Genomic DNA, 22,730 nt, shown 5'->3' with positions numbered 1-22,730 from the left:
ATAGTTTTCCTACTAGAATTTTCTGACATTTTTATATATGCTAGTGTTAGAAGGACAAAGGATGCCTGGGGGACTATAGATATGATCACAAAGCTAAAATCCTTATATGACCAAAGAGAATACTATCAAGCTTTAGAAATCATAAATCAAGAGATACTTGTGTTAAAATCGCTGCGCTACTCTGAATTAAAACAAGAGCTTAACAGAATAAAGTCTGCCGAAGAATTTCAAGTATTGATTCGGTTGACAGACCATTTTTTGATGTATCAATATAGTTCTTTTATAGCTCGTTACGCTTACCGCCGTTTCCCTTCGGTTTTAACAATTTCTTGGTATTGTGAGGAGCTTCTTGATAATGGAAAGCTGTTAGAAGCAGATGAGCTTATTTCCGCCGCAATTGCCGAAAATCAAGAGGATATTCAGGGTTGTGAAGAATTAGAACGGCTTTATTTTTGTAAGATTCGTTGTTTGTTAGAAATGAAGCTATTTAAGAAAGCAGAAGAGCTTCTAGAAAAGGTGAAGGAATCTTCCCGCCCTCTGTATGACAAGATTGGATACGTATTTATGCAAACCGGGAATAGGGAGAAAGCGGAGAAGTACTTTCAACAAGGCCTTAACGATTTTGAAAAAGGACGGATTTGTTATTTGCTCCTGGCCGATTTAAAAGCATCAAATGGACAGATTGAAGAGGCTTTAGCGCTTATCGAACAAGGGGAAAAACTCTACCCTGAAACACCTTCCTTCCTATTAGAAAAAATAAGACGTTACCGTGATCTCGGCAAAATGGCAGAAATGCTTGAATTGATAGAGGAATTGAATGAAAGAATAGCTGAGCATGCCTATCAAAAATACTTTCGCCATTTAACCAATATCGCCTACTACCAATTAGGAGAATTTGAACTCATAAGAAACGAAGATAAGGGGGAGAAATCCCTTTTTACAGTAAAAAATGAACAGGGTGAATTAATTAAACTTACTATCAAACCCATTATTCAAAAAAGCAATTATTGTGTTCCAGCAAGCCTAGAGATGATTCTGACCTATTTTGGAAAAGACATTACCCAGGATGAAATTGCCACTCATATTTTTGATTTTACTGGTTCGAAGCTGTCGACGACCGTTGATTATCTTGAAGAAAACGGATACGAATGCCGATATTTTGTGGGTAAAAAAGACCTTTATCAAGAATTATTGAAAAAGAATATTCCGATACTGTTAAGTGTTGATTTCGAGCATTCTTCCCATGTTCAAGTGATGACAGGATATGACAGTGTGTTTGATTTTTATCATATACAAGAACCTAACCTATTGGAAACGATGTATTTAGCTGCAGATGATCTCGAAAAGGCAAATGCATCAACGAGTTATATGTCCATCGTATGTGTTCCAAAGGAAAGAGCAGATGAAATTTCCTTTTTATCAAAAGAAGAGGATGATTATTTCCGCAGATTGCATGATTTAGGCGAAAAGCTGGAGGAGGATGAAGAAAAGTACAAAGAGACTTTTTTAGAATTCTTAAAGGCTACTATTGATGTCCCATATTCACCCATTTATGTGATAAAGCATTTTTCTTTTGAGGAATATAGTGATTTCATTCTTCAATGTGCTGAAAAACTGTTGCAGTCTTATCCAAATAATGACTTTATGAATATGCATGTGGCCCAAGCCTATATGCGTCTCCAAAGAATGGAGCAGGCTAGAGAGCAGCTTAACCATACGGCACGGACAACCTTCTCTCCGCTTTATCATTTTCTAAATGGAAGAATTGCTCTTTACTTTGACGAAATGAAAGAAGCGATTGGCTGCTTTCGGAATTCCCTGCAGCTTGATCCGGACCAATACTACACATGGAGCTATCTTGGACTATCCTATCTTTATTCAAATGATGTTAAGAAGGCAGAATATTTCTCTTCTATTAGTATGGAACTTGCACCGAAAGAAAGATTTGTCACTCTCAATCATGCAGCTGTGTTAATTGAAAAGCAGGAGTACGCAAAGGCACGGGGGATTTATGATCACCTGATTCGGGAAATACCGAAGGATGGTCATGCGTGGTATGAACGAGCACGTCTTGATCAGAAGCTGGGGAAACTAAGAAAGGCTTTGCGCGGTTATTTAATGGCGATCAATTTAGAGGACAATATTCCGTTTGCTGTCCTTGCAGCTGCAGACCTATATGAATACGAGCTGGAGAAGCCTGAAAAAGCAGAAGGAATTTTACAATTAGGGATAAATACCGCTGTTTCTGCTCAGCTCTTGGTACGTCTCGGAGATTTCTATCGTGAACATGAGGAAATCGAAAAGTCTAGGGACTGTTATCAAAGATGTATCGATTTATTTCCAGATGAAGGTTTTTCCTATTTTGGGTTGGCAGAAATCCTAGCCAGTCAGGAAAATAAGGAAAAGGCAGTTGAATTTCTTAAGGCACATGCAGCCAGATTTGATAAGGATAGTGAATACTTGATTAATAGTGGAAGTATGCTGGCTGAATGGGCGATAAAGGAAGATAATAATCAGTTAGTAGAAGAATCATTAGAGCTTATAGAGCGTGGAATCAACCATATTCACTCCAATTTCAATGAGGCTATAGAGCATTATGTGAAAATAGCCGGAGAGACATCGTTCATTAACAGAGCAATTGATTTTCTAAAACAAAAGTTTACAAATAATTCTAAGGTGATAGAGTTCAAATGCTATGAGGGAACGTTGTTCGAGGAAAAACAGCAATTCTCTCAGGCTTTGGATTGTTATAACACTGCTATTCAGGTAAGTAAAGATTCTTTTCCTTATTATCGAATGGGGGAAGTATACTTTAAGCTTGGAATGTATGAGCTGGCAGCAAATGCGTATTTAACGAGCATAAGTATTGACCCTGCAATTGAGCCTGCCTATTTGCGGCTTGCTGAAATAGCAGCATTCAAGGAAAATCATGAAGAAGAAGCTAAACATCTACTAGATCTGCTGGAATTTGCTCCGTTAAGTGTAAATATAGAGTATTTAGTTTCTATTTTAGCTGAAGAGAAACTGAGAAACTTACTGGGAACACTTCAAGCACTGCCTAATGGAAAGAATGAAATATGGAGGCTTGATGCGGAAGCCTATGTATATGGCGCACTAGGTGATACGCAGCTTGAACAAGAGAAGGTAACTGCTGCTCTTAAGGTAAAACCAGACTTTTCGGAACTGCTTCTTCATCAGGCTAAGATTTTTATTAAAGCAAAAAAGTGGAAGAAAGCTCGGTCTATTCTTACATTGCTATTAAAAAATAGCCCCGAAAATGTGGAGATATATCGAACACTCATTATCTACAGTGCTGCTGCAAATAAATGGTCAAGGCTCCCGAATTTCTTGACAAAACTTGAGGGGAAAAGTGAGGATAAAAGCACGAGGTTTTTATTAGCTGCAGAGGCGGGGAAACAGTTCATCTTAGATATGACTTGGAGTGGAAAAGAGGAAGGGAATGCGTTTGGTCGTTTTGTCACGAAATTAAAAAACCACACCAAGCAAATTTACCTTTTCGGTTCTATCATTGAGTTGTATGAGATGGCGATTAGATTGGATAAAAATAATTTATCAGCAGTAAGTCATTTTGCTAAACTGTATGAGGAGTTTGAACTTGCTGAGGATGCCATAAAAATTTTACAAAAGGCTCTGAAGAAACAGTGGGATGAACGACTTGCCTATCAGCTAGGAATGAATTATTTGAATGAGGAAGATTATTTTTCAGCACTGCCGCTGTTTGAACGTCAATTAAACAGTGATCCCGAGGATTCCCATCTCCGCTATTTGGTTGCATTGTGTCATTGTGAAATGGGAGAAACCCGCGTAGCAGAAGAAATGATGATGAGGATTATCGAGGAAAACCCTTTTGAACAAGACGTCTATTTACGGTTAGGACGTCTGTTCAATGAACAGGGCAGACATTTAGGGGCTGAGGATGTCCTTGAAAAAGGTATGGAATACCATCCATACGATGATGATATCAAAGAAGAGCTTCTCCTAACTAAGCAGCAATTAGAAAAATCAATAGTACTAACTAACTAAACAGATACGCAATACGTGTCTGTTTTTTTCTTTATATGAATATAAGATGAAAGTATTAAAAACTCCACTCATACAATGAACTAAAAGGGGATGTGGTGTGGTGGAGGAACGTACGTATTTAATTAAACCATTACTCGATGAATCCTTGCCGATGATTGATTATGGTAAAGGGATTTATTTGTATGATAAGGAAGGAAAAAAATACCTTGATGGCGCATCAGGCGCTGTTACTGCCAACATTGGACATGGGGTCCCTGAAATTATTGAAGCAATGCAGGAACAGGCGAAAAAAGTCTCTTTCGTGTATCGCTCGCAATTTACAAGTGAAAGTGCTGAGAAACTCGCAGAGAAAATCGCAGCATTAACACCGGCTGACTTAAATTGGTGCTTCTTTGTTAATAGCGGTTCTGAAGCGGTAGAAACCGCAATGAAAATGGCCATCCAATATTGGCAGGAGAAAGGCATACAAACGAAAACGAAGGTGCTGTCAAGGTGGGTCAGCTACCATGGAATTACGTTGGGTGCGCTTTCATTGTCCGGCCACACGGGCAGGAGAGCACGATTTGTTCCGCTGCTCGAGGATTTTCCAGTCATTAATCCCCCTTATTGTTATCGTTGTCCCTACAACCTTGAATCCCCTTCCTGCGGCTATCTTTGCGCAAAGGAATTAGAACTTGTGATTAAACGAATTGGTGCCAATCATATTGCGGCCTTTATTGCAGAACCTGTCATTGGTGCAGCGGGCGGAGCAATTGCACCACCAGTGGACTATTTTAAGACCATCAAAAAAATCTGTGAAGACCATGACATCCTTTTTATTGCAGACGAGGTGATGACTGGTTTTGGGCGAACAGGATCAATGCTTGCTATGGAGCAATATGGGGTTATTCCTGATATTGTGGCTTTAGGAAAAGGAATGGGGGCAGGCTACGCCCCCATTGCGGCTGCACTTGCAAGTGAAAAGGTAATTGAGCCCATTTTAGCGGGGACAAAAGTAGTGATGAGCGGACATACCTTAAGTGCCAACCCACAATCCTGCGCAGTGTCTCTAGCGGTACTAGAATACTTGGAAAAAAATCAGATTGTCAGTGAAGTAGAGTCTAAGGGAGATTACTTAAAAAATATGCTTTTAAATTTAAAAAATCAGTATTCCTTTATCGGAGACATTCGCGGTAAAGGCTTAATGCTCGGAATCGAATTTGTCGAGGACATCAAAACTAAAGTACCTTTTCCTAGGGAGGCTCTCGTTACCCAAAAGCTAATCTCCCTTGCAAAGGAAAAAGGGCTGCTCGTTTATCCGGCAGGTTCTGGTATTGATGGTGTCAACGGTGACGCCATAATCATCTCTCCACCATTAACCATTACCAAAAATGAAATAGAAGAATTGGTTTCACTCATGGAAGCAACCTTCGATGCTTTTACTCAGCAAATGAAATCAGGTGGTGTATAAATGGAAAATCCTTTTGGAAAGATTACAACCTTAGAGAAGGTTTTGAAGCTCTTTTTTAACGAGATGACGTTAATGTTTGGTGGTTTTGGCGGTGTTGGAACTCCGCCAACTCTGATTGATGCTATCCTTGAAAAAGGGGTAGAAAAGTTGACTCTAATTGGGAATGATACAGGGTTTCCTCACATCGGCATTGGAAAATTAATTAGTCAGGAAAGGGCAATTAAGGTGATTGCTTCCCATATTGGCTCCAATCCCATTGCCGGAAAACTCATGCATGAAGGAAAACTAGAGGTGGAGTTTTCACCGCAAGGAATTTTAGCAGAAAGGATTCGTGCAGGAGGGGTCGGTCTTCCTGCGATTCTAAGTGATATTGGAATGGATAATGATCTCGTATCAAAAAACAAACCCCATTTTTTCCTCAACGGAAAAGACTACTTAATTGAGACAGCTTTAACCGCAGATGTATCAATACTATATGCAAAAAAAGCAGACCCCTATGGAAATTTAATTTACGACAAAAGTGCCAGAAATACAAATCCGCTTGTCGCAATGGCAGGGGATATCACGATTGCAGAGGTAGAGGAGATTGTTCCGCTTGGAAGTCTCAATCCTGATGAAATTATTACCCCTGGAGTTTTCGTCGATCACATTATCCCTTCGAAGGGAGTGAACTGGAAATGGGCTTGGGAATAGACTTTCGCAACACAATAGCAAGAAGAGCAGCAGAAGAAATACGGAAAGGAATGGTTGTTAACCTGGGCATTGGTATCCCCTCCCTCGTTCCCAATCATTTACCAAAGGACATGATGGTGATGTTCCATGCTGAAAATGGGATTACTGGTATGGGACCAAGCCCAGAAAAAGGAATGGAAGATGAGAATTTATGTAATGCTGGAGGTTTTCCGGTAACTTTGAACCAAGGTGGTTCTTATTGTGATAGTGCGATATCTTTTGGAATGATTCGCCGAGGCCGTGTTGATATCACGATTTTGGGTTCCCTTCAGGTTAGCCAGCAAGGAGATTTGGCTAACTGGATTGTACCAGGAAAAAAAGTTCCTGGTATGGGCGGTGCGATGGAATTAGCTCAAAAAGCAAGAAAAGTGATTGTATTAATGAATCATTGTGATAAAGCGGGAAATCCGAAAATTGTGACAACCTGCACATTACCACTGACCTCTAAAGCCTGCGTTGATATGATCATTACGGAATTAGCTGTTTTCATGGTGACTCCTGAAGGGTTATTGCTAACAGAACTTTTTCCGCCCTATGACTTACAAGAGGTCGTAAATAAAACAGAATGTGAGTTCAGAATTAGTGATGTTGTCCGCAAAATTTCCTATTAGTTTCACCCATCCTTAAAAAGAAGGAGTGAACGTGTTGACCAATTATGAAGAATCCATCAAACAATGGCTGAAGGACAATCGTGCCAGAGGGACGAGGTTCTTACAAATACTTGTCCAAGAAAATAGTACAAGGGGAAACGAAAGTAGTGCTCAGGCTGTCATTATTGAAAAATGCCGGCAGTTAGGATTGAATCTCGATATTTGGGAAATTGATAGAAATGAGCTCATCCAGCATGAGTCGTTCTGCTGTGATCGGGAAAGCTTTGAAGGAAATCCAAATGTAGTCGCAGTGTTAAAAGGAACTGGCGGCGGAAAGTCTATCATTCTTAATGGACATATCGATGTGGTTCCGGTTGGGGATGAGAAGAACTGGGAGCATGACCCGTTTAGCGGGCATATTGAATGTGGGAAGCTTTATGGACGCGGAAGTACGGATATGAAGGGCGGAACTGCTGCTTTGATTATGGCGATTGAGGCAATCATTTCCACCGGAATTAAGCTTAAAGGGGATGTTATTTTTCAAAGTGTAATAGAAGAAGAAAGCGGCGGTGCCGGTACACTGGCTGCGGTTCTAAGAGGATATCGTGCTGACGGTGCTATTATCCCGGAACCAACAGGTATGAAAATTTTTCCGAAGCAGCAAGGCTCCATGTGGTTTAGAGTGACCGTGAAGGGCAGGGCCGCACATGGCGGAACGAGATATGAAGGAGTAAGCGCCATCGAAAAGGCAGTATTGGTCATCCGGAAACTGCAGCAATTAGAAAAAAATCGAAATATTAAAATCACAGATCCGCTATTTAACAAAATTCCGATTCCAATCCCGATTAATATTGGAAAAATAAATAGTGGTGAATGGCCGTCATCTGTTCCTGATTTAGCTGTAATTGAAGGGAGAATGGGCGTATCCCCTGAAGAAACGATATCAGCGGCACAAGGGGAAATGGCTGCGGTGTTAAATGAACTCAATGAACAAGACGAGTGGTTCCAAAAGAATCCCCTTGAGATTGAATGGTTTGGGGGGAGATGGCTTCCAGGTAACCTTGAAGTCGATCATCCATTAATGAAGACACTTTCTGAGAGCTTTGTGGAAATCAAGGGAGAACAACCGGTTATTGAAGCAAGTCCTTGGGGGACGGATGGTGGAATTCTATCAAATGTTGGAAATACTCCTGTAGTTGTTTTCGGGCCGGGGATAACAGCAACGGCACATGACGCGAATGAACATATCCAGTTGGAAGATCTGTTTGCAGCAAGTAAGATTATTGCTCTAACTCTATTAAAGTGGTGTGAAATCAGTGATTAGACATCCCTCCTAAAACAGAATTAGCAAAGTTTGGTACAATATTATTAAGAATTTTTTAGCATTTGGAGGGACAATGATGAAGAAGAATTTGTGGATAGGCGGGGAATATCGAAGTGCTTCTTCCTATATGGAGTTGAAGAATCCATTTAACTTGGAAATTCTTGCTCATATTGGTATTGCCAATCAGGGGGAGGTGCTGTCAGCAATTAAGGCTGCAGAAGATGCTAAAGAAATAATGGCTGAAATGCCTGCATTTGAACGGGCAGAAATCCTTGAGAAAGTAGCACAATATCTAAAGGATGACCGAGAGGAATGTGCGAGATTAATAGCTTTGGAGGCTGCAAAACCGCTAAAGGCAGCGAAGTCAGAGGTGGAACGGACGATTATGACCTATACCTTTGCGGCACATGAAGCGAGAAGAATTCATGGCGAAACGGTCCCGATGGACGCAGCACCTGGAGGTCAGGGCAGACTTGCCTTCACAATTCGGGAACCAATAGGCGTCATTGCAGCGATTACACCATTCAATTTCCCAATGAATTTAGTTGCCCATAAAGTGGGTCCGGCCATTGCAGCTGGAAATAGTGTTGTTTTAAAACCAGCGAGTCAAACTCCTTTATCTGCATATAAGATAGCTGATTACTTTCACGCTGCAGGCTTACCGGCAGGTGCATTGAATGTAATCACGGGCAGTGGCAGTAAAATCGGAGATATACTAATGAAAGACGACCGTATCAAAATGATTACCTTTACAGGCAGTCCTGAGGTAGGCCGGTATATTCGAGAAAACTCTGGATTAAAGCGGGTAACCTTAGAATTAGGCTCAAATTCAGCATTAATAGTTGACGAAGGTGTTCAAATAGCGAATGTCATCCCTAGAATTGTGAATGGGGCCTTTGCCTATCAGGGGCAGGTTTGTATTTCCATTCAGAGAATTTATGTCCATGAAAAGGTTTTTGAAGCTTTTGTGGAGAAATTTGTTAGTGAAACCCATAAGTTAAAAGCAGGTAATCCCCTCGAGGAAGATATTGATATTTCAGCGATGATTACACGTGGTGACGTACAGCGAACGAAGGATTGGGTAGAAGAAGCGATTAAGAATGGAGCGGATTTAAAGGCTGGCGGAAACTCCGAAGAAGGGATTTTCCAGCCTACCGTTTTAGTAAATGTCGCCTCAAGCGAAAAGGTGAGTTGTGAAGAGGTATTTGCACCCGTCGTGCATATTAATAGCTTCCGTCATTTTGATGATGCAATCAATCTAGTAAACGACTCTAAATATGGGTTGCAAGCAGGAATCTTTACGAATGATATCCATAAAGCCCTTCAAGCTGCCAAAAAACTACATGTTGGCGGTGTTATGATTAACGAGATTCCAACCTTCCGTGTGGACCAAATGCCATATGGCGGGGTGAAAATGAGCGGAATGGGCCGGGAAGGCATTAAATATGCGGTTGAAGAAATGACAGAATTAAAGCTAATCAGCTTTAAAACAGAGTAGAAGAAAATGTCTGGCTGATTTCCAGTCAGACATTTTTTTCACTTACTAAATTGGGAAGGAGTCTAAAAGATGAATCAAAGTGCCTCCACTATCCAAATTGAAGAAAGTAATTTTTTTCTAGAAGTTTACCTGGATCCTTTTAATAAAAGAATTCGGATTGACGATTACCGCGGTAATACGAATTTGGTATTAGAAAAGGCAGAGCAGCTTGCCCGTCACCATCAAGCAGAAAAGTTAATTCTAAAAGCACGGTCCGAGGATTTTTTACACTTATATGAAAAAGGCTTACAGCCGGAAGCGGTGGTGGACCGCTATTTTATCGGATCTGATGCTCACTTTTTTTCAAAGTTTTATACTGTGGAGCGAAAGAAGAATGACCATTGGATTACCGAGGACGGAATGATTCACAGTATTTATCAATTGGACACCACCATTGATAAGCCCTATCCGCCAAAGGAGTATGAATTAAAAAAAGCAGATGAAACTTGTGCTGAAGAGCTGTCAGGATTATATCGCCAGGTGTTTCCAATTTACCCTACACCCTTACATGACCCTGAATATGTGAAAAAGACGATGGAGGAAGGGACCATCTATTACATTTTCTTTTATCAGGGTAAAATTGTCAGTGCTGCATCAGCTGAAGTGAATTCATTTTATAAAAATGCAGAATTAACCGATTGTGCGACCTTAACGGAGCATCGGAAATATGGGTTAATGAAAATTATCCTCCGTGAGATAGAAGGTGAACTGAAAAGGCAGGGAATATTCTGTGCCTATTCGATTGCTAGGAGTTTATCCTTTGGAATGAATGCTGTTTTGTTTCAGCTTGATTATAAGTATCGCGGCCGATTAATGAATAACTGCTATATTTACGACAAGCTTGAGAATATGAATCTGTGGGTAAAGAATCTGGCAAACTGCTAATATTTCGGCTTTAGGTGACGAATTTTCGGCACCTTTTAAAAGGGGGTGAACCAATGGTTCAATTAACTGCTTTAACGCAGGAAGTTCTTTCAGCCATCCTGAAAACCATCGATGAAGGAATCCATGTGGTTAATACAGAAGGTAAAACCATTTTTTATAATGAGGTTGCGGCAAGACATGATGGCATGAATGTGAAGGAAGTTCAGGGTAAAGACCTGCTGGATGTCTTTCCTTCCTTAACCGAGAATTCAAGTACCCTGCTCAGGGTGATTAAAACGGGCAAACCCATCTATAATCAGACACAGGTTTATGTAAACATCCATGGAGTGAGAATTGATACCATTAATACTACACTTCCTATTTTTGTTGATAAGCAAATTATTGGTGGTGTTGAGATTGCAAAGAATTTTACTCGGATGAAACAATTATCAGAAAGTCTATTAGATTTACAAAAGAGTGTGAATAAAAACAAAAAGAAAAAAACAACGAAAAACGTCAAGTATACGTTAGATGATCTAAAGACTGTTAATCCGATATTCCAGAGCCTAAAGGATGAAGCTGGAAAATTGGCAAAATCCGATTCTCCTATTCTTGTATATGGAGAAAGCGGGACAGGGAAGGAGCTATTTGTTCAAGGGATTCATCATGCTTCTCTCCGTGATGATGGTCCTTTTATTGCTCAAAACTGTGCCGCCATCCCAGAAACGCTGCTTGAAAGTATTCTTTTTGGTACGGCAAAAGGAAGCTATACTGGGGCGGTTGAGAGAAAAGGGCTTTTTGAGCTGGCAGACGGCGGTACACTATTTCTCGATGAACTTCATACCATGCCGATTGAGCTGCAGGCTAAGCTGTTAAGAGTATTAGAGGATGGGATGGTACGAAGAGTGGGCAGTGCGCAAAACATTTCAGTTGATGTTCGTGTGATTGCTGCGATGAATGTCCATCCCAATACGGCTCTTGAAAACCAAAAGCTCCGCTCTGACCTTTACTACCGTTTAAATGTTTTTACCTTTTCGCTGCTGCCAATTCGGGAACGAAAAGAGGATATCCTGTATTTAACAGATTATTTTATTCAGTTTTTTAATAAGAAATTGAATAAAAGGATTAATGGAGTAGAGAAGAAATTGGAGAGCTTCTTTATGAGTCACCTTTGGCCAGGAAACGTAAGAGAGCTAAAGCATACGATTGAGTACATGATGAACGTGTGCGAGGAGGAAGTCCTTCAAATGGCAGACCTGCCAATAATGATGAAACAGCATGCAGTAGTAAAAGAAAATGTAGAGAACAGCCTCTCTCTAAGAAAAAATGTCGAAGAAATGGAAAGACAACTAATAGATTCAGCACTGAATATGTCAGACGGCAACATCAATCAAGCGGCCAAGCTATTAGAAATACCAAGACAAACCCTCCAATACAAACTCAAAAAGATTAGAGAATAAACGCCGAAAAATCGGCGTTTTTTTTTTGCATTTTATAATAAAAGGTTAAGATGTAGAATCCTTACCCGGACTAAGCGCATTGGCATAATACTTGCATAATATTTAAGTAAAGCAAGGTAAGGAGGAATTTTAAATGAAACAGACATTATATAAGCCGGATAGGCATTGGAAAGATATAGAGCTTTGGAAAGATGTGAGTGATGAGCAATGGAATGATTGGCTATGGCAGCTAACAAATACCATTCGTACATTGGAAGATTTAAAAAAGGTGATCAACTTAACTCCAGATGAAGAAGAAGGAGTAAGAATCTCAACCAAAACGATTCCCTTAAATATTACACCCTATTATGCTTCGCTAATGAACCCTGATGACCCACGCTGCCCGATTCGGATGCAGTCCGTTCCAATTTCTAAAGAAATTCATAAAACAAAATATGACCTTGAAGATCCACTTTATGAGGATGAAGATTCACCCGTACCAGGTTTGACACACCGTTATCCAGATCGCGTTCTATTTCTTGTCACCAATCAATGTTCGATGTACTGCCGCTACTGTACGCGAAGAAGATTCTCAGGACAAATTGGAATGGGCGTACCAAAGAAGCAGCTAGATGCAGCGATTCATTATATCCGGCAAACGCCACAAGTAAGGGATGTGTTAATTTCTGGCGGTGATGGGCTGCTCATAAATGATAATATCCTTGAATATATTTTGAAAAATCTTCGTGAAATTGACCATGTGGAAATTATTCGGATTGGAACAAGGGCTCCAGTAGTATTCCCGCAAAGGATTACCGAAAACCTTTGTAACATCTTAAAAAAATACCATCCCATTTGGTTGAATACTCATTTTAATACATCCATCGAAATTACCGAAGAATCTAAAAAGGCTTGTGAGATGCTTGCTAATTCTGGTGTCCCAGTTGGGAACCAATCGGTCATCCTCGCCGGTATTAACGACAGTGTGCCGATTATGAAAAAGCTTATGCATGATCTTGTGAAAATCCGTGTTCGGCCATATTATATCTATCAATGTGATTTATCCGAAGGAATTGGTCATTTCCGGGCACCTGTTTCAAAAGGACTTGAAATAATAGAAGGACTCCGTGGACATACGAGCGGCTATGCAGTGCCAACTTTTGTGCTCGACGGTCCTGGCGGCGGCGGGAAAATTTCACTTCAGCCGAATTATTTAATCTCACAAAGTCCAGAAAAAGTTGTCCTCAGGAATTTTGAAGGAGTAATTACGTCCTATCCAGAACCAGAAGATTATCAGCCTGGAACTGCTGAGGGTTATTTTAAAGAGATTTATCCGGACATGGAGGAAAAACGCTCTAATGTTGGAATTGCAGGAATTATGAATGACCAGCATTTCAACCTTGTTCCAGAGGGCTTACAGAGATTAAATCGTCGAAAAGAATACAATCAAAATCCTACCCATACCACATTGAAGGATAAACGAGTCAAGCGTGATGAGTTGAAGGAAAAGAAATTCCAGGCACTTCAAAACAAACCAGCACCAGCTGAAAAAAATGATTCTGATGCGAACTCTGCATCGAATGAATAGAGGGATGAATATGGGATTAGTCTGTGAATGGTGCGGGAGTGCTGCTAAAAATGGTGAGAATATCGTGTATTGGGAGCTTCCTGACGGCACAAGAGCCATTCAAATTATAGAAACTCCGGCAGTGGTTTGCGATGATTGTAACATGGTCTATCAAACAGATGTAATAACAAAGGAAATTGAAGATCAATTATTCCTGATTGATACAAAGAAAATTGGAGATAGTATCAGCTATAAAGAGTTAATGTCCCTTCCGAGGCTTTTGAAGAGAAATTATTTTGATTTTTCTTCCTAAAACAAGAACCCCTATCAGACGATAGGGGTTCTTTCATTATTCAGTTTGTATAGGTTTTGCTGCGTTTTTTCTCGCTCGTAAAAACTTAACCAGGTTTAAGACAATGGTTTTCATGACTGCATAGAATGGGATTGCCAGAACCATCCCTAGGACACCAGCCAGATTTCCGGCAGCTAGTAATATAATGATGATGGTTGCTGGATGGGTGTCCAAGCTTTTTCCAAGAATGAGCGGCGATAATACATTCCCTTCCACCTGTTGCGCGATGAGAATAACTACTATGACTAACAATGCTTTCGTAGGAGAATCGAATAAAGCTACGATTACCGCAGGTGCTCCTCCAAGAATTGGACCGATATAAGGAATAATGTTAGTAAATGCTACGATTAAGGCCATGACAAGTGCAAAGGGTAAATCAATAATCAGGTAACCGATAAACGCCAGCGTGCCTACAGCCAATGCTACAGTAACTTGGCCCTGGATATAAGCAGAGAGTGTATCGCCTGTTTCTTTAAGAATGGATAAGCCTTCCTCCCTGTATGGGTTGGGAAGGAATTTTGAGATTGCTGAAGGAAACTTGTGTCCATCTTTAAACATGTAAAATAATAAAAAAGGAACCGTGACTAGAATGATAGCTATATTGGTTATCACACCAAGTATATTCGTTATGCTTCCTGTAATCGTGTTAGGCAGAGTATTTGCAAATTCGATGAGCCGTTCCTGGACAGTTTCAAGAAGATCCTTTTGCTCGTCCATTATCCATTTAAATTCAGATGATTTCATGACATTGTCAAAAAACTGCATGGTTTTGTCTGCATATACTGGAAGTTCGTTCGCAAGAGCCGTAAATTGTTTTGTAATGGCAGGAATTAAATTTCCAATTGCAAGTACACAAATGAGTATAAATACAACATAAATGATAATGATGGCTAATAATCTAGGCACTTTATGGCGCTGTAGAAAATTAACAACTGGGTTAAGTAAAAAGTAAAGAAAACCTGTAATCAGAATGGGGAAAAAGATGGTTGAAAAAAAGATTCCGATTGGTTCAAATAAGAAGGATATCTTTGTTGAAACCCAAATGATGGTTAAAATTAACAAGACCTGAATTAACCAGTATTGAAATTTTTTCTTTGCCAATGTATGTACCTCTGTTTCTATATATTTGGTAAAATTATATCAAATCTTTATCTGTTATTGTATCTTTAAGTTAAATCCATTTTTGTCGTAGGATAGAAAGAAAGGCGCTATGTATGATTAAATCCTTTTATCACTTTTTAATGAAATACCGGCACCCAGAACCAAAGGATGCCATCAGTGTTTTTGCGAATGAGGCTTTTTTAGACCATAGCTTCCCAAAAACATCGGAAGACTATCATGAGCTCAGTTCTTACCTGGAATTTAATGGTCATTATTTAGAGTCCATGACTATATTTGATGAAGCCTGGGAACTTTATGTGCTTTCGGAAAGTAATTAAATTTATGTAAATCCCTTTAAATCGTCTCTATAAAAAGAGGCGATTTTTCTTTTTCCCCATTGTGCGCGGGTACATCCATTGGTGCATATACTATTGTAATCAAAATTCACGACTCATCATTGAGAGGATGGAGGATATGAAAAGAAGGAATATACCGAAGTATAAGGTCGGTGATACGGTCGTGATAACGATGTATGGTACTGTTGGCAAAATAACTGATGTCAAGTTGATCGACGGGAATTATGTGTACGAAGTGAATAAAAGTGATGGTCTTTTTGTTGAATCAGGACTGCAGCTCCTATCAGAATATGAAGGAGATTTGGTGGAACAAGAACAAATAGATATTGAATATAAATTCTTTTTCGGAGATTTAGTTCAAGTCGCAGGATATGGCGCAGATTTGTTTAAGATTGTCGGATTTCGAACTGAAATTTGGCGCTATAAAGAAGATGCATGGGAAGATGTTATCTACGAACTTTCAAGAATTAGTGATGGGGAATGGCTGGAAGCCGGTGAAGAGGAAATGACACTCGTTGCAGACGCTGAGAGTGCGGACACGTTTATTCAAAAACTAGGACTCCTTTATTTAGTAAATAACGAAGAGAAGCAGCAGGTCGCAATTTCAAAAACACAAAAAAATATTGTGAGAAAAGCAGAACTTGAAGAAATTGAACGAAAAAAGGAAAAGAAGCTGTTAATCGATAATTTATTAGATATTTTTAATGATTACAAAATTTTATATACAATGTTCCACGACCAGGAGTATTATCAAGTTATGCGTGTCATTTTAAGGAAATTAAAGAGTATCGTAAATGATGATGGTAAAAGCCATGTCTAGCTTCTACCACCTGGAAATTGCTGCTAATAAGTAAATGACTAAAGGAATCCCACCCCATTTAATTAGAAAAAATAGGCAATCTAAAATCTTTTCAAAGGCAGTGATGATTAATCCATCCTCCTGATTCACATCATCAAGAATAGCTTCAAATTTCGCTTGTAAATATGACATACAATCACCTCATAATCGTTTTTTTTATTCATCCTATGCTTGTCCAAAGAAAAAAAGACATATTTAATCTGTTATTTTGCACTCTATGTTTAAGCTGCAGAATATTTACCGATTCTTCTAGAAGTAAATAGCATGAATGTGCAGAATTCATCATACATTCGTAAAAAGGGGGCGATGCTATGAGAGAAATTGAAGTATTTATTGATACGGAAGAGATTGCTGAATTTTTCTTTCATGAGCTGGTGAAAAGAGGATACGTTCCTACGGAAGAAGAATTGGAAGAAATCGCTGATATCACCTTCGAGTATCTCATCGAGAAAAGTATTATCGACGAAGAAGTAGAAGATGAATAGGTAAAATATCACGATACGCTATTCATCTTTTTAATAAGAAGCAGCGAAAGACGAGCATTTGAATCTGCTCGCTTTTTGTTTGTGATATTTTTTTTGCTATTTTTCATTAATTGGTGAAACTTTACTATTTCTTTACCGTATTAAGAATAGCGAAGATGAGGAGGAATGATGGATGCTTAAAAAGATTTTAAAATCAATTCTTGGAAGTAAACTTCATCATCAAAAAAAATATTCACATTCAAGTAATGCTTGGAAGAAAATGAACCACCACAAACATAAGCACCTAGGACATAAGCACTATAAGAAGAAGCATAAAAGCGGCAGTTTCTTTTCAAGCTTCTTTAGCAGTTAATTACTTATATGTTTAAAAGAATGACTTTATTTGCTGCTAACATAATGGAAAGTAGATTTCAGCAAAATGAAACGATTGCAGAAAGATACGAGATTATCAACCATTTAGGCGTTGGAAGCTATGGAAATAGTTACTTAGTATTTGATCAAGTCTCGCAGCAAAAGAAAGTATTAAAAGCATTACGCATCCATAAAAGAATCACGAAGTCAGGAAAAAGGGATTTTGAGCTTGAAAAAGACCTGCTTCGATCCTTAAATCACACTGGGTTTCCTCGTTTTTTCGAAGATGGAAATTACAAAAATATACCATTTTTTACAATGGAGTATATAGAAGGTAAGAATTTCGAACAGCTAATTTTTCAGGATGGTCAAAAATATTCAGAAATAGAAGTTTTTAGAATTGCTTATCAATTACTAGAGCACATAAATTTTTTACATGAACAGCAGCTAATTCATAGAGATATTCGAATCCCAAATGTAATTGCGAAGGGTTCTGAGATCGTGCTTATAGATTTAGGGCTGGCAAGGAAATATAATCATGAGACTGCAGCCGGTAAAAAGGGAATACGGCATTTGCGAAAAGAGGTAAATCCCCAGGCAGACTTTTATGGCCTAGGTCATTTTTTGTTGTTTTTACGTTACTCCAACTTTTCTTTTCCAAAACAATTGAAGGAAAGCAGCTGGGAAGAGGAATTGGAGATTTCATATCATGCAAAGCACATCATCAGCAGACTTTTACAAATAAAAGACTGTTATGAGTGCTGCGCACAAGTAAAGTCAGATATCCAAAATTTAATTTTAGTATAGGGAGGAAATAAGAATGTCTTTTTTTGACAAAGTATTTGCTAGTGTAGGAATTGGTTCAGCAACGGTTGACACAAAACTCGAGAGGGATGCGTATAAGCCGGGAGAGACGGTTAATGGTATCGTAGAAATCAGAGGTGGAAAGGTAGACCAGCAAGTAGATGATATCTATTTATCATTAAATACTACCTATTTAAAAGAATCAGATGATAAAAAGTATAATGTTACAGCTACAATTGATCGTTTCCGAGTTACCAGCCCATTTACAATTGGAAAAAATGAACGAAAAGAAATTCCTTTTTCCTTCCAGCTTCCACTAGATACACCGCTGTCTATCGGCAGGTCCAAGATTTGGGTAACAACTGGTTTAGATATTAAAAACGCCGTGGATCCAGGTGATAAAGACTATATTCAAGTTGTTCCTGATCAATTAATGAATGCCATCTTTAATGCAGTCGACAGCCTTGGATTCCGTTTGCGTGAAGCAGATTGTGAAGAAGCATCCTACAAAGTTCGCGGCCGCTTGCCATTTGTTCAAGAATTTGAATATGTACCAACCTCTGGACCGTTCCGTGGAAGATTAGATGAGCTGGAAGTAGTACTCAGACCATCTGGTAATGGTGTAATAGAGTTACTTTTACAGGTTGACCGTCGAGCACGCGGATTGGGTGGATTATTTGCTGAAGCAGCAGGTTTGGATGAAAGTAATGTAAGATTAACGGTAACATCCGCCGATATTCCAAACCTTCAACAGCAAATTCAAAGCGTTATTCAAAGATTTTCTTAATAATCGACAAAAAAAGACAGGTTTCTCTGGAGGATTCTCCTATATCCATCTCTAATTATTAAGTAATAAGAATTACTTTAATAGTTGGAGGGGATAAGATGATCAAGGCGATAACCAGAAGAGCAAGTATTCAATATGATGTGACAATCTTTCAAACTCCAAAGTACAGAGAATACAAAGGGTACAAACAAGTATATCGTACATTCATTCATGCAGGCAGCCATGAAAATTGTTTGGAAGAAACGTTTAGTCTCTTTAATGTGACCGATCGAATACCATCGAATTATCAGGGAAGATTTCTTTCCACTGGAGATATTATACTAATTGATGAAGGTCGTGGTGGCCAGCATTATTATCAATTGAAACCTGGCGGGTGGCAGCCTGTTAATCGAATCCAGATAAGATAAAAGAAAACCTAAGGAGAAAATTCCTTAGGTTTTCTTTTTGCTTTTATTGACCATTACTTTTTCGACCGCCTGATGCTTCATTTTCTTTTGCATGAGCATTATGCTCTGCTTCAATGGCCTCAGGTGGAATATGATTATTTTTCTTTGGACGATTTGTTTGTGCTCTATGCTTTTTTCCCATAATTTTATGAACCTCCTTTGGATAGTCTAAAAATAGCTTCCCACAAATAGAAAAATTCATGACGTTTTCAGTGAAAGGTTTTTCATTCTAAAAAGTGTTGTGATATATTGACTAGTGTGAAGTTACGAACTTCACTTTAATTGATTGGAGGATTTTTATTATGAGTGTACATATTGGTGCAAAAGAAAATGAAATTGCTGAAACGGTATTATTACCTGGTGACCCGCTAAGGGCTAAATATATTGCAGAAACCTTCTTAGAAGATGCCAAATGCTATAATGAAGTAAGAAATATGTTTGGTTATACAGGTACATATAAAGGGAAGAGAATTTCTGTTCAAGGAACAGGAATGGGTGTTCCTTCTATCTCCATTTATGTAAATGAATTAATGAACAGCTACAATGTCCAAAATTTAATCCGTGTCGGCACTTGCGGAGCTATCCAAAAGGATGTAAAAGTCCGCGATGTTATTTTGGCAATGACCAGTTCAACCGACTCTAATATGAATCGTCTTACCTTTGGAGGTGTAGATTTCGCTCCTTGTGCGAACTTTGATTTACTTAAAAAGGCATATGACGCTGGTTTAGAAAAAGGACTTAGTCTAAAAGTAGGGAATATTTTTACTGCAGACTCTTTCTATAATGACAATGCAGAACTTGAAAAATGGGCAAAGTATCAGATTCTTGCCATTGAGATGGAAACAACAGCATTATACACGTTAGCTGCTAAATTTAACCGCAGAGCATTGTCGGTACTTACAGTTAGTGATCACATTTTAACAGGTGAAGAAACAACAGCGGAAGAAAGACAATTAACATTTAATGACATGATTGTAGTTGCACTTGAAGCAGCGACAAAAGAATAGGAAAAACGACCTCTTTCATTTTTGAAAGAGGTTTTCTAATTGACCTTTTTGGTAAAAATAGATATAGTGCATAAAGGATGAAGAAAGATAGATAGGTGAGAATAATGGTATGGAAAAATCTAGTATTAATTGGATCAATGACCGTTCTTTTTAGCGGCTGCAGTCAAATCGATTCATTAATAAATAAGCTTCCCTTCACTGGGAATGAATCTAGTAAAAACCAAGAGTCGGAGCAAAATGAATCTCCAATAAATGATCCACTCAGTTTAGAATCAATTTTTTTCAATGAAATTAAAGTAGTAGATGGCAAAAGTGTCATCCAAAATTCGACGAATGTCATGGCATTGGTTAACAAGGAGTTTTACTTGCCAGAAGATTATATACCTGAAGATCTTGTCAAACCAGAAGTACAGTTCTCCTTTGGCGATGAGGATATAGAAAAAAGTTTAATGAGAAAAGAAGCTGCGGAAGCATTAGAGAAAATGTTTACTAACGCTGCTGAAAATGGAATCGAAATTTTTGCTGTATCGGGATACCGCTCATTTAGCCGGCAAAAATCGTTGTATGATGCAGAAGTAAATAGGGTAGGGAAAGAAAAGGCTGAACAGGCGGTAGCCATTCCAGGTGCGAGTGAACACCAATCGGGATTAGCCATGGATATTTCGAGTAAGTCGAATAAATTATATTTAAATACAGCCTTTGCAAATACCACTGAAGGTAAATGGCTAAAAGAAAACGCTCATCACTTTGGCTTTATTTTGAGATATCCGAAAGAGAAAATGGACATTACTAATTACATGTATGAGCCGTGGCATTTCCGTTATGTCGGTGTGAAAGCTGCAAGTACTATGTACGAGCATAACTGGACACTAGAGGAATATTTCAATGAAGTTAAGAAAATTTAGATAGCACTTCCGGCACGCCTGACAAATGGATGTGCCCTTTTTCTTTATACATAACTTTTCTTTGTTATTTTTTAATAAAAGATGTTATTCTAATCACTAAGGGCAAGTTTTACATATTATTTTTTGGACAATGAAAGTGGTGAAATCTTTGGATGAACAAAATGTTAATCAAGAAAATCTTGAACAAGAGCAGGTAACAGATAAGAAATCTGGGTATGTACACATTAAGAAATTTCATTTTATATTGATTTTGTTTTTCCTTGTATTGCTATCTACCGGTATTACGACATTTGCCTTATCGTTTGGGGATGAAAAGGTCATTACAGTTGGTACGGAAAGATCAGAATTTGATAAACTTTACACTGCCTATGATACGCTGAAGAGTGGATATTTTGAGGAGCTTGATCAGAAAAAACTGATTAATGGGGCTATTGATGGTATGGTAAAAGCTCTAGACGATCCTTATACTGACTATATGAGTGTGGAGGAAGCGGAAAAATTCCATTCCTCAATCAGTTCTTCATTCCAAGGAATTGGAGCCGAGATTCAAGAGAAAGACGGACATATTATGATTGTGTCACCTATTAAGGGCTCACCTGCTGAAAAAGCGGGTTTAAGGCCGAATGATATCATTGTGTCTGTCGACGGAAAAAGTCTACAGGGAATGACCTCGACTGAAGCCGTAACCATCATTCGCGGAAAAAAAGGGACAAAGGTAGAATTAACGATTCAACGACCGGGAACAGATGCTCCGGTTAAGGTTCCAATTATCCGAGATGATATTCCAATCGAAACCGTTTATGGTGAGATGGTTGGCGACGGTATTGCCAAAGTTCAAATTACAAGTTTTTCTACCAATACCTCAAAGGACCTTGCTGCAAAGCTAAATGAACTGCAGAAACAGGGGATGAAAGGGTTAGTCTTAGATTTGCGTCAAAATCCGGGCGGATTATTAGATGAAGCCATTAGTATTTCAAGTATGTTTGTTCCTAAAGGAAAACTAATATTAAAAGTGGAAGACCGGAATGGTAAGACCGAGGAATACCCTTCACAAAATGATGGGGACCCAGACTTCCCGTTAGTTGTATTAATTGATAAAGGCAGTGCCAGCGCCTCTGAAATTCTTGCGGGAGCAGTAAGCGAATCTGCTGGTGTTAAGCTTGTAGGTGAAAATACTTTTGGGAAAGGAACCGTTCAAACGGCCAAGGACTTCCCTGACAACTCAAACATTAAATTTACAACTGCAAAATGGCTCACGCCGAATGGTAATTGGATTCATAAAAAGGGAATTAAGCCTGATATTGAAGTGCCGCTCCCTGACTACGCAACATTACCAATCATTAATCCTGACAAAGAGCTGAAGCTTTCAAGTACATCAACTGAAGTTGAATCAGCACAGAAAATGTTAAAGGCAATTGGTTATGATCCAGGACGTGAAGACGGATTCTTCGATGAGAAAACACAAGAGGCTGTTATTAGCTTTCAAACAGCAAATAAATTGCCTGCTGATGGAATCTTAAAAGGGGATACTACCTTTAAATTAATGGAAAAGCTTAGAGAACAGATTCAAAAAAATGATACTCAGCTTCAAAAAGCAATTGAAGTGTTAAAAGTGGAAATGAAATAATGAAAAGCCTGAACCGGTTGCTGCTGGTTCAGGCTTTTTTCATGTGGAAGTATAATCTTTGCCTAATTTTCCAAAAATGGGGATAAAAAAGGAATTAGGTGAA

At 38.8% G+C, this 22,730-nt stretch carries 23 protein-coding genes; 20 read left to right on the top strand and 3 right to left on the bottom strand.

What is annotated here, in order from left to right; all coding sequences use genetic code 11:
• The first annotated feature begins 81 nt into the window (after window positions 1–81).
• From ACY3XC_RS01010 to ACY3XC_RS00965, 10 genes are all read left to right on the top strand, one after another.
• Window positions 82–4,044, top strand: a complete 3,963-nt coding sequence (locus ACY3XC_RS01010; RefSeq protein ID WP_464866929.1) for a tetratricopeptide repeat protein — start codon at window positions 82–84, stop codon at window positions 4,042–4,044.
• Window positions 4,045–4,144: 100 nt separating this feature from the next.
• Window positions 4,145–5,494 (top strand): aspartate aminotransferase family protein, encoded by a 1,350-nt coding sequence (locus ACY3XC_RS01005; protein ID WP_464866928.1) that lies wholly within the window; start codon window positions 4,145–4,147, stop codon window positions 5,492–5,494.
• The gene (locus ACY3XC_RS01000) at window positions 5,495–6,187 is read left to right on the top strand and encodes a CoA transferase subunit A (RefSeq protein WP_464866927.1); all 693 of its coding nucleotides are present in this window, start codon (window positions 5,495–5,497) and stop codon (window positions 6,185–6,187) included.
• Complete coding sequence (locus ACY3XC_RS00995; RefSeq protein WP_464866926.1) at window positions 6,172–6,837, top strand: 3-oxoacid CoA-transferase subunit B; 666 nt, start codon at window positions 6,172–6,174, stop codon at window positions 6,835–6,837. The genes ACY3XC_RS01000 and ACY3XC_RS00995 overlap by 16 nt, the downstream gene beginning before the upstream one ends.
• A 34-nt stretch (window positions 6,838–6,871) precedes the next feature.
• Window positions 6,872–8,140, top strand: coding sequence for a peptidase (locus ACY3XC_RS00990; protein ID WP_179159198.1), 1,269 nt, complete (start codon window positions 6,872–6,874; stop codon window positions 8,138–8,140).
• A gap of 76 nt (window positions 8,141–8,216) precedes the next feature.
• On the top strand, window positions 8,217–9,638 hold the full coding sequence (locus ACY3XC_RS00985; protein ID WP_464867449.1) for an aldehyde dehydrogenase family protein: 1,422 nt from the start codon (window positions 8,217–8,219) through the stop codon (window positions 9,636–9,638).
• 69 nt (window positions 9,639–9,707) lie between these two features.
• Window positions 9,708–10,562, top strand: a complete 855-nt coding sequence (gene ablB, locus ACY3XC_RS00980) for a putative beta-lysine N-acetyltransferase (protein WP_464866925.1) — start codon at window positions 9,708–9,710, stop codon at window positions 10,560–10,562.
• 53 nt (window positions 10,563–10,615) lie between these two features.
• Window positions 10,616–12,001 carry a sigma-54 interaction domain-containing protein gene (locus tag ACY3XC_RS00975; protein ID WP_464866924.1) on the top strand — a complete coding sequence of 462 codons (1,386 nt, stop codon included), beginning with the start codon at window positions 10,616–10,618 and terminating at the stop codon, window positions 11,999–12,001.
• 133 nt (window positions 12,002–12,134) lie between these two features.
• Window positions 12,135–13,568 carry a lysine 2,3-aminomutase gene (gene kamA, locus ACY3XC_RS00970; protein WP_464866923.1) on the top strand — a complete coding sequence of 478 codons (1,434 nt, stop codon included), beginning with the start codon at window positions 12,135–12,137 and terminating at the stop codon, window positions 13,566–13,568.
• A gap of 10 nt (window positions 13,569–13,578) precedes the next feature.
• Window positions 13,579–13,860 (top strand): YokU family protein, encoded by a 282-nt coding sequence (locus ACY3XC_RS00965; RefSeq protein ID WP_179159193.1) that lies wholly within the window; start codon window positions 13,579–13,581, stop codon window positions 13,858–13,860.
• A gap of 36 nt (window positions 13,861–13,896) precedes the next feature.
• On the opposite strand, the gene ACY3XC_RS00960 is transcribed toward ACY3XC_RS00965, so the two are convergent.
• Window positions 13,897–15,000: an AI-2E family transporter gene (locus tag ACY3XC_RS00960; RefSeq protein WP_464866922.1), complete on the bottom strand. Its 1,104-nt coding sequence runs from the start codon at window positions 14,998–15,000 to the stop codon at window positions 13,897–13,899.
• A 116-nt stretch (window positions 15,001–15,116) separates the two neighbouring features.
• Between ACY3XC_RS00960 and ACY3XC_RS00955 the strand changes: the two genes are divergently transcribed.
• Entirely contained in the window at window positions 15,117–15,338 is a 222-nt protein-coding gene (locus ACY3XC_RS00955) for a YozE family protein (protein ID WP_283955837.1), read from the top strand.
• 127 nt (window positions 15,339–15,465) lie between these two features.
• Complete coding sequence (locus ACY3XC_RS00950) at window positions 15,466–16,176, top strand: hypothetical protein (protein WP_464866921.1); 711 nt, start codon at window positions 15,466–15,468, stop codon at window positions 16,174–16,176.
• A 3-nt stretch (window positions 16,177–16,179) separates the two neighbouring features.
• Here ACY3XC_RS00950 and ACY3XC_RS00945 read toward each other — a convergent pair whose 3' ends face one another.
• A complete protein-coding gene (locus ACY3XC_RS00945; RefSeq protein ID WP_464866920.1) occupies window positions 16,180–16,347 on the bottom strand; it encodes a hypothetical protein in 168 nt (55 codons plus the stop codon).
• A gap of 179 nt (window positions 16,348–16,526) precedes the next feature.
• Between ACY3XC_RS00945 and ACY3XC_RS00940 the strand changes: the two genes are divergently transcribed.
• From ACY3XC_RS00940 to ACY3XC_RS00920, 5 genes are all read left to right on the top strand, one after another.
• Entirely contained in the window at window positions 16,527–16,700 is a 174-nt protein-coding gene (locus ACY3XC_RS00940) for a YozD family protein (protein WP_081954691.1), read from the top strand.
• A gap of 172 nt (window positions 16,701–16,872) precedes the next feature.
• The gene (locus tag ACY3XC_RS00935; RefSeq protein ID WP_179159188.1) at window positions 16,873–17,052 is read left to right on the top strand and encodes a hypothetical protein; all 180 of its coding nucleotides are present in this window, start codon (window positions 16,873–16,875) and stop codon (window positions 17,050–17,052) included.
• Window positions 17,053–17,096: 44 nt separating this feature from the next.
• Window positions 17,097–17,858, top strand: a complete 762-nt coding sequence (locus ACY3XC_RS00930; protein WP_464866919.1) for a serine/threonine protein kinase — start codon at window positions 17,097–17,099, stop codon at window positions 17,856–17,858.
• 13 nt (window positions 17,859–17,871) lie between these two features.
• Window positions 17,872–18,642: a sporulation protein gene (locus ACY3XC_RS00925; protein ID WP_464866918.1), complete on the top strand. Its 771-nt coding sequence runs from the start codon at window positions 17,872–17,874 to the stop codon at window positions 18,640–18,642.
• A gap of 98 nt (window positions 18,643–18,740) precedes the next feature.
• The gene (locus ACY3XC_RS00920; RefSeq protein ID WP_179159185.1) at window positions 18,741–19,049 is read left to right on the top strand and encodes a YodL domain-containing protein; all 309 of its coding nucleotides are present in this window, start codon (window positions 18,741–18,743) and stop codon (window positions 19,047–19,049) included.
• A 43-nt stretch (window positions 19,050–19,092) separates the two neighbouring features.
• Here the strand turns inward: ACY3XC_RS00920 and ACY3XC_RS00915 are convergent, their stop codons facing one another.
• The gene (locus ACY3XC_RS00915) at window positions 19,093–19,230 is read right to left on the bottom strand and encodes a hypothetical protein (protein ID WP_095250585.1); all 138 of its coding nucleotides are present in this window, start codon (window positions 19,228–19,230) and stop codon (window positions 19,093–19,095) included.
• 160 nt (window positions 19,231–19,390) lie between these two features.
• On the opposite strand from ACY3XC_RS00915, the gene deoD reads away from it, so the two are divergent.
• The 3 genes from deoD (at window position 19,391) to ACY3XC_RS00900 (ending at window position 22,627) form a co-directional block, all read left to right on the top strand.
• Window positions 19,391–20,095, top strand: a complete 705-nt coding sequence (gene deoD / locus ACY3XC_RS00910) for a purine-nucleoside phosphorylase (RefSeq protein WP_464866917.1) — start codon at window positions 19,391–19,393, stop codon at window positions 20,093–20,095.
• 104 nt (window positions 20,096–20,199) lie between these two features.
• Window positions 20,200–21,000 carry a M15 family metallopeptidase gene (locus tag ACY3XC_RS00905; protein WP_464866916.1) on the top strand — a complete coding sequence of 267 codons (801 nt, stop codon included), beginning with the start codon at window positions 20,200–20,202 and terminating at the stop codon, window positions 20,998–21,000.
• Window positions 21,001–21,130: 130 nt separating this feature from the next.
• Window positions 21,131–22,627: a lmo1851 family serine protease gene (locus ACY3XC_RS00900; protein WP_464866915.1), complete on the top strand. Its 1,497-nt coding sequence runs from the start codon at window positions 21,131–21,133 to the stop codon at window positions 22,625–22,627.
• The last annotated feature ends 103 nt before the right edge of the window (window positions 22,628–22,730 follow it).

This window comes from Bacillus sp. CZDM1, assembly GCF_055502545.1.
Note: the sequence above shows the minus strand (reverse complement) of the source record. Positions and strands in the feature narration are given on the sequence as shown.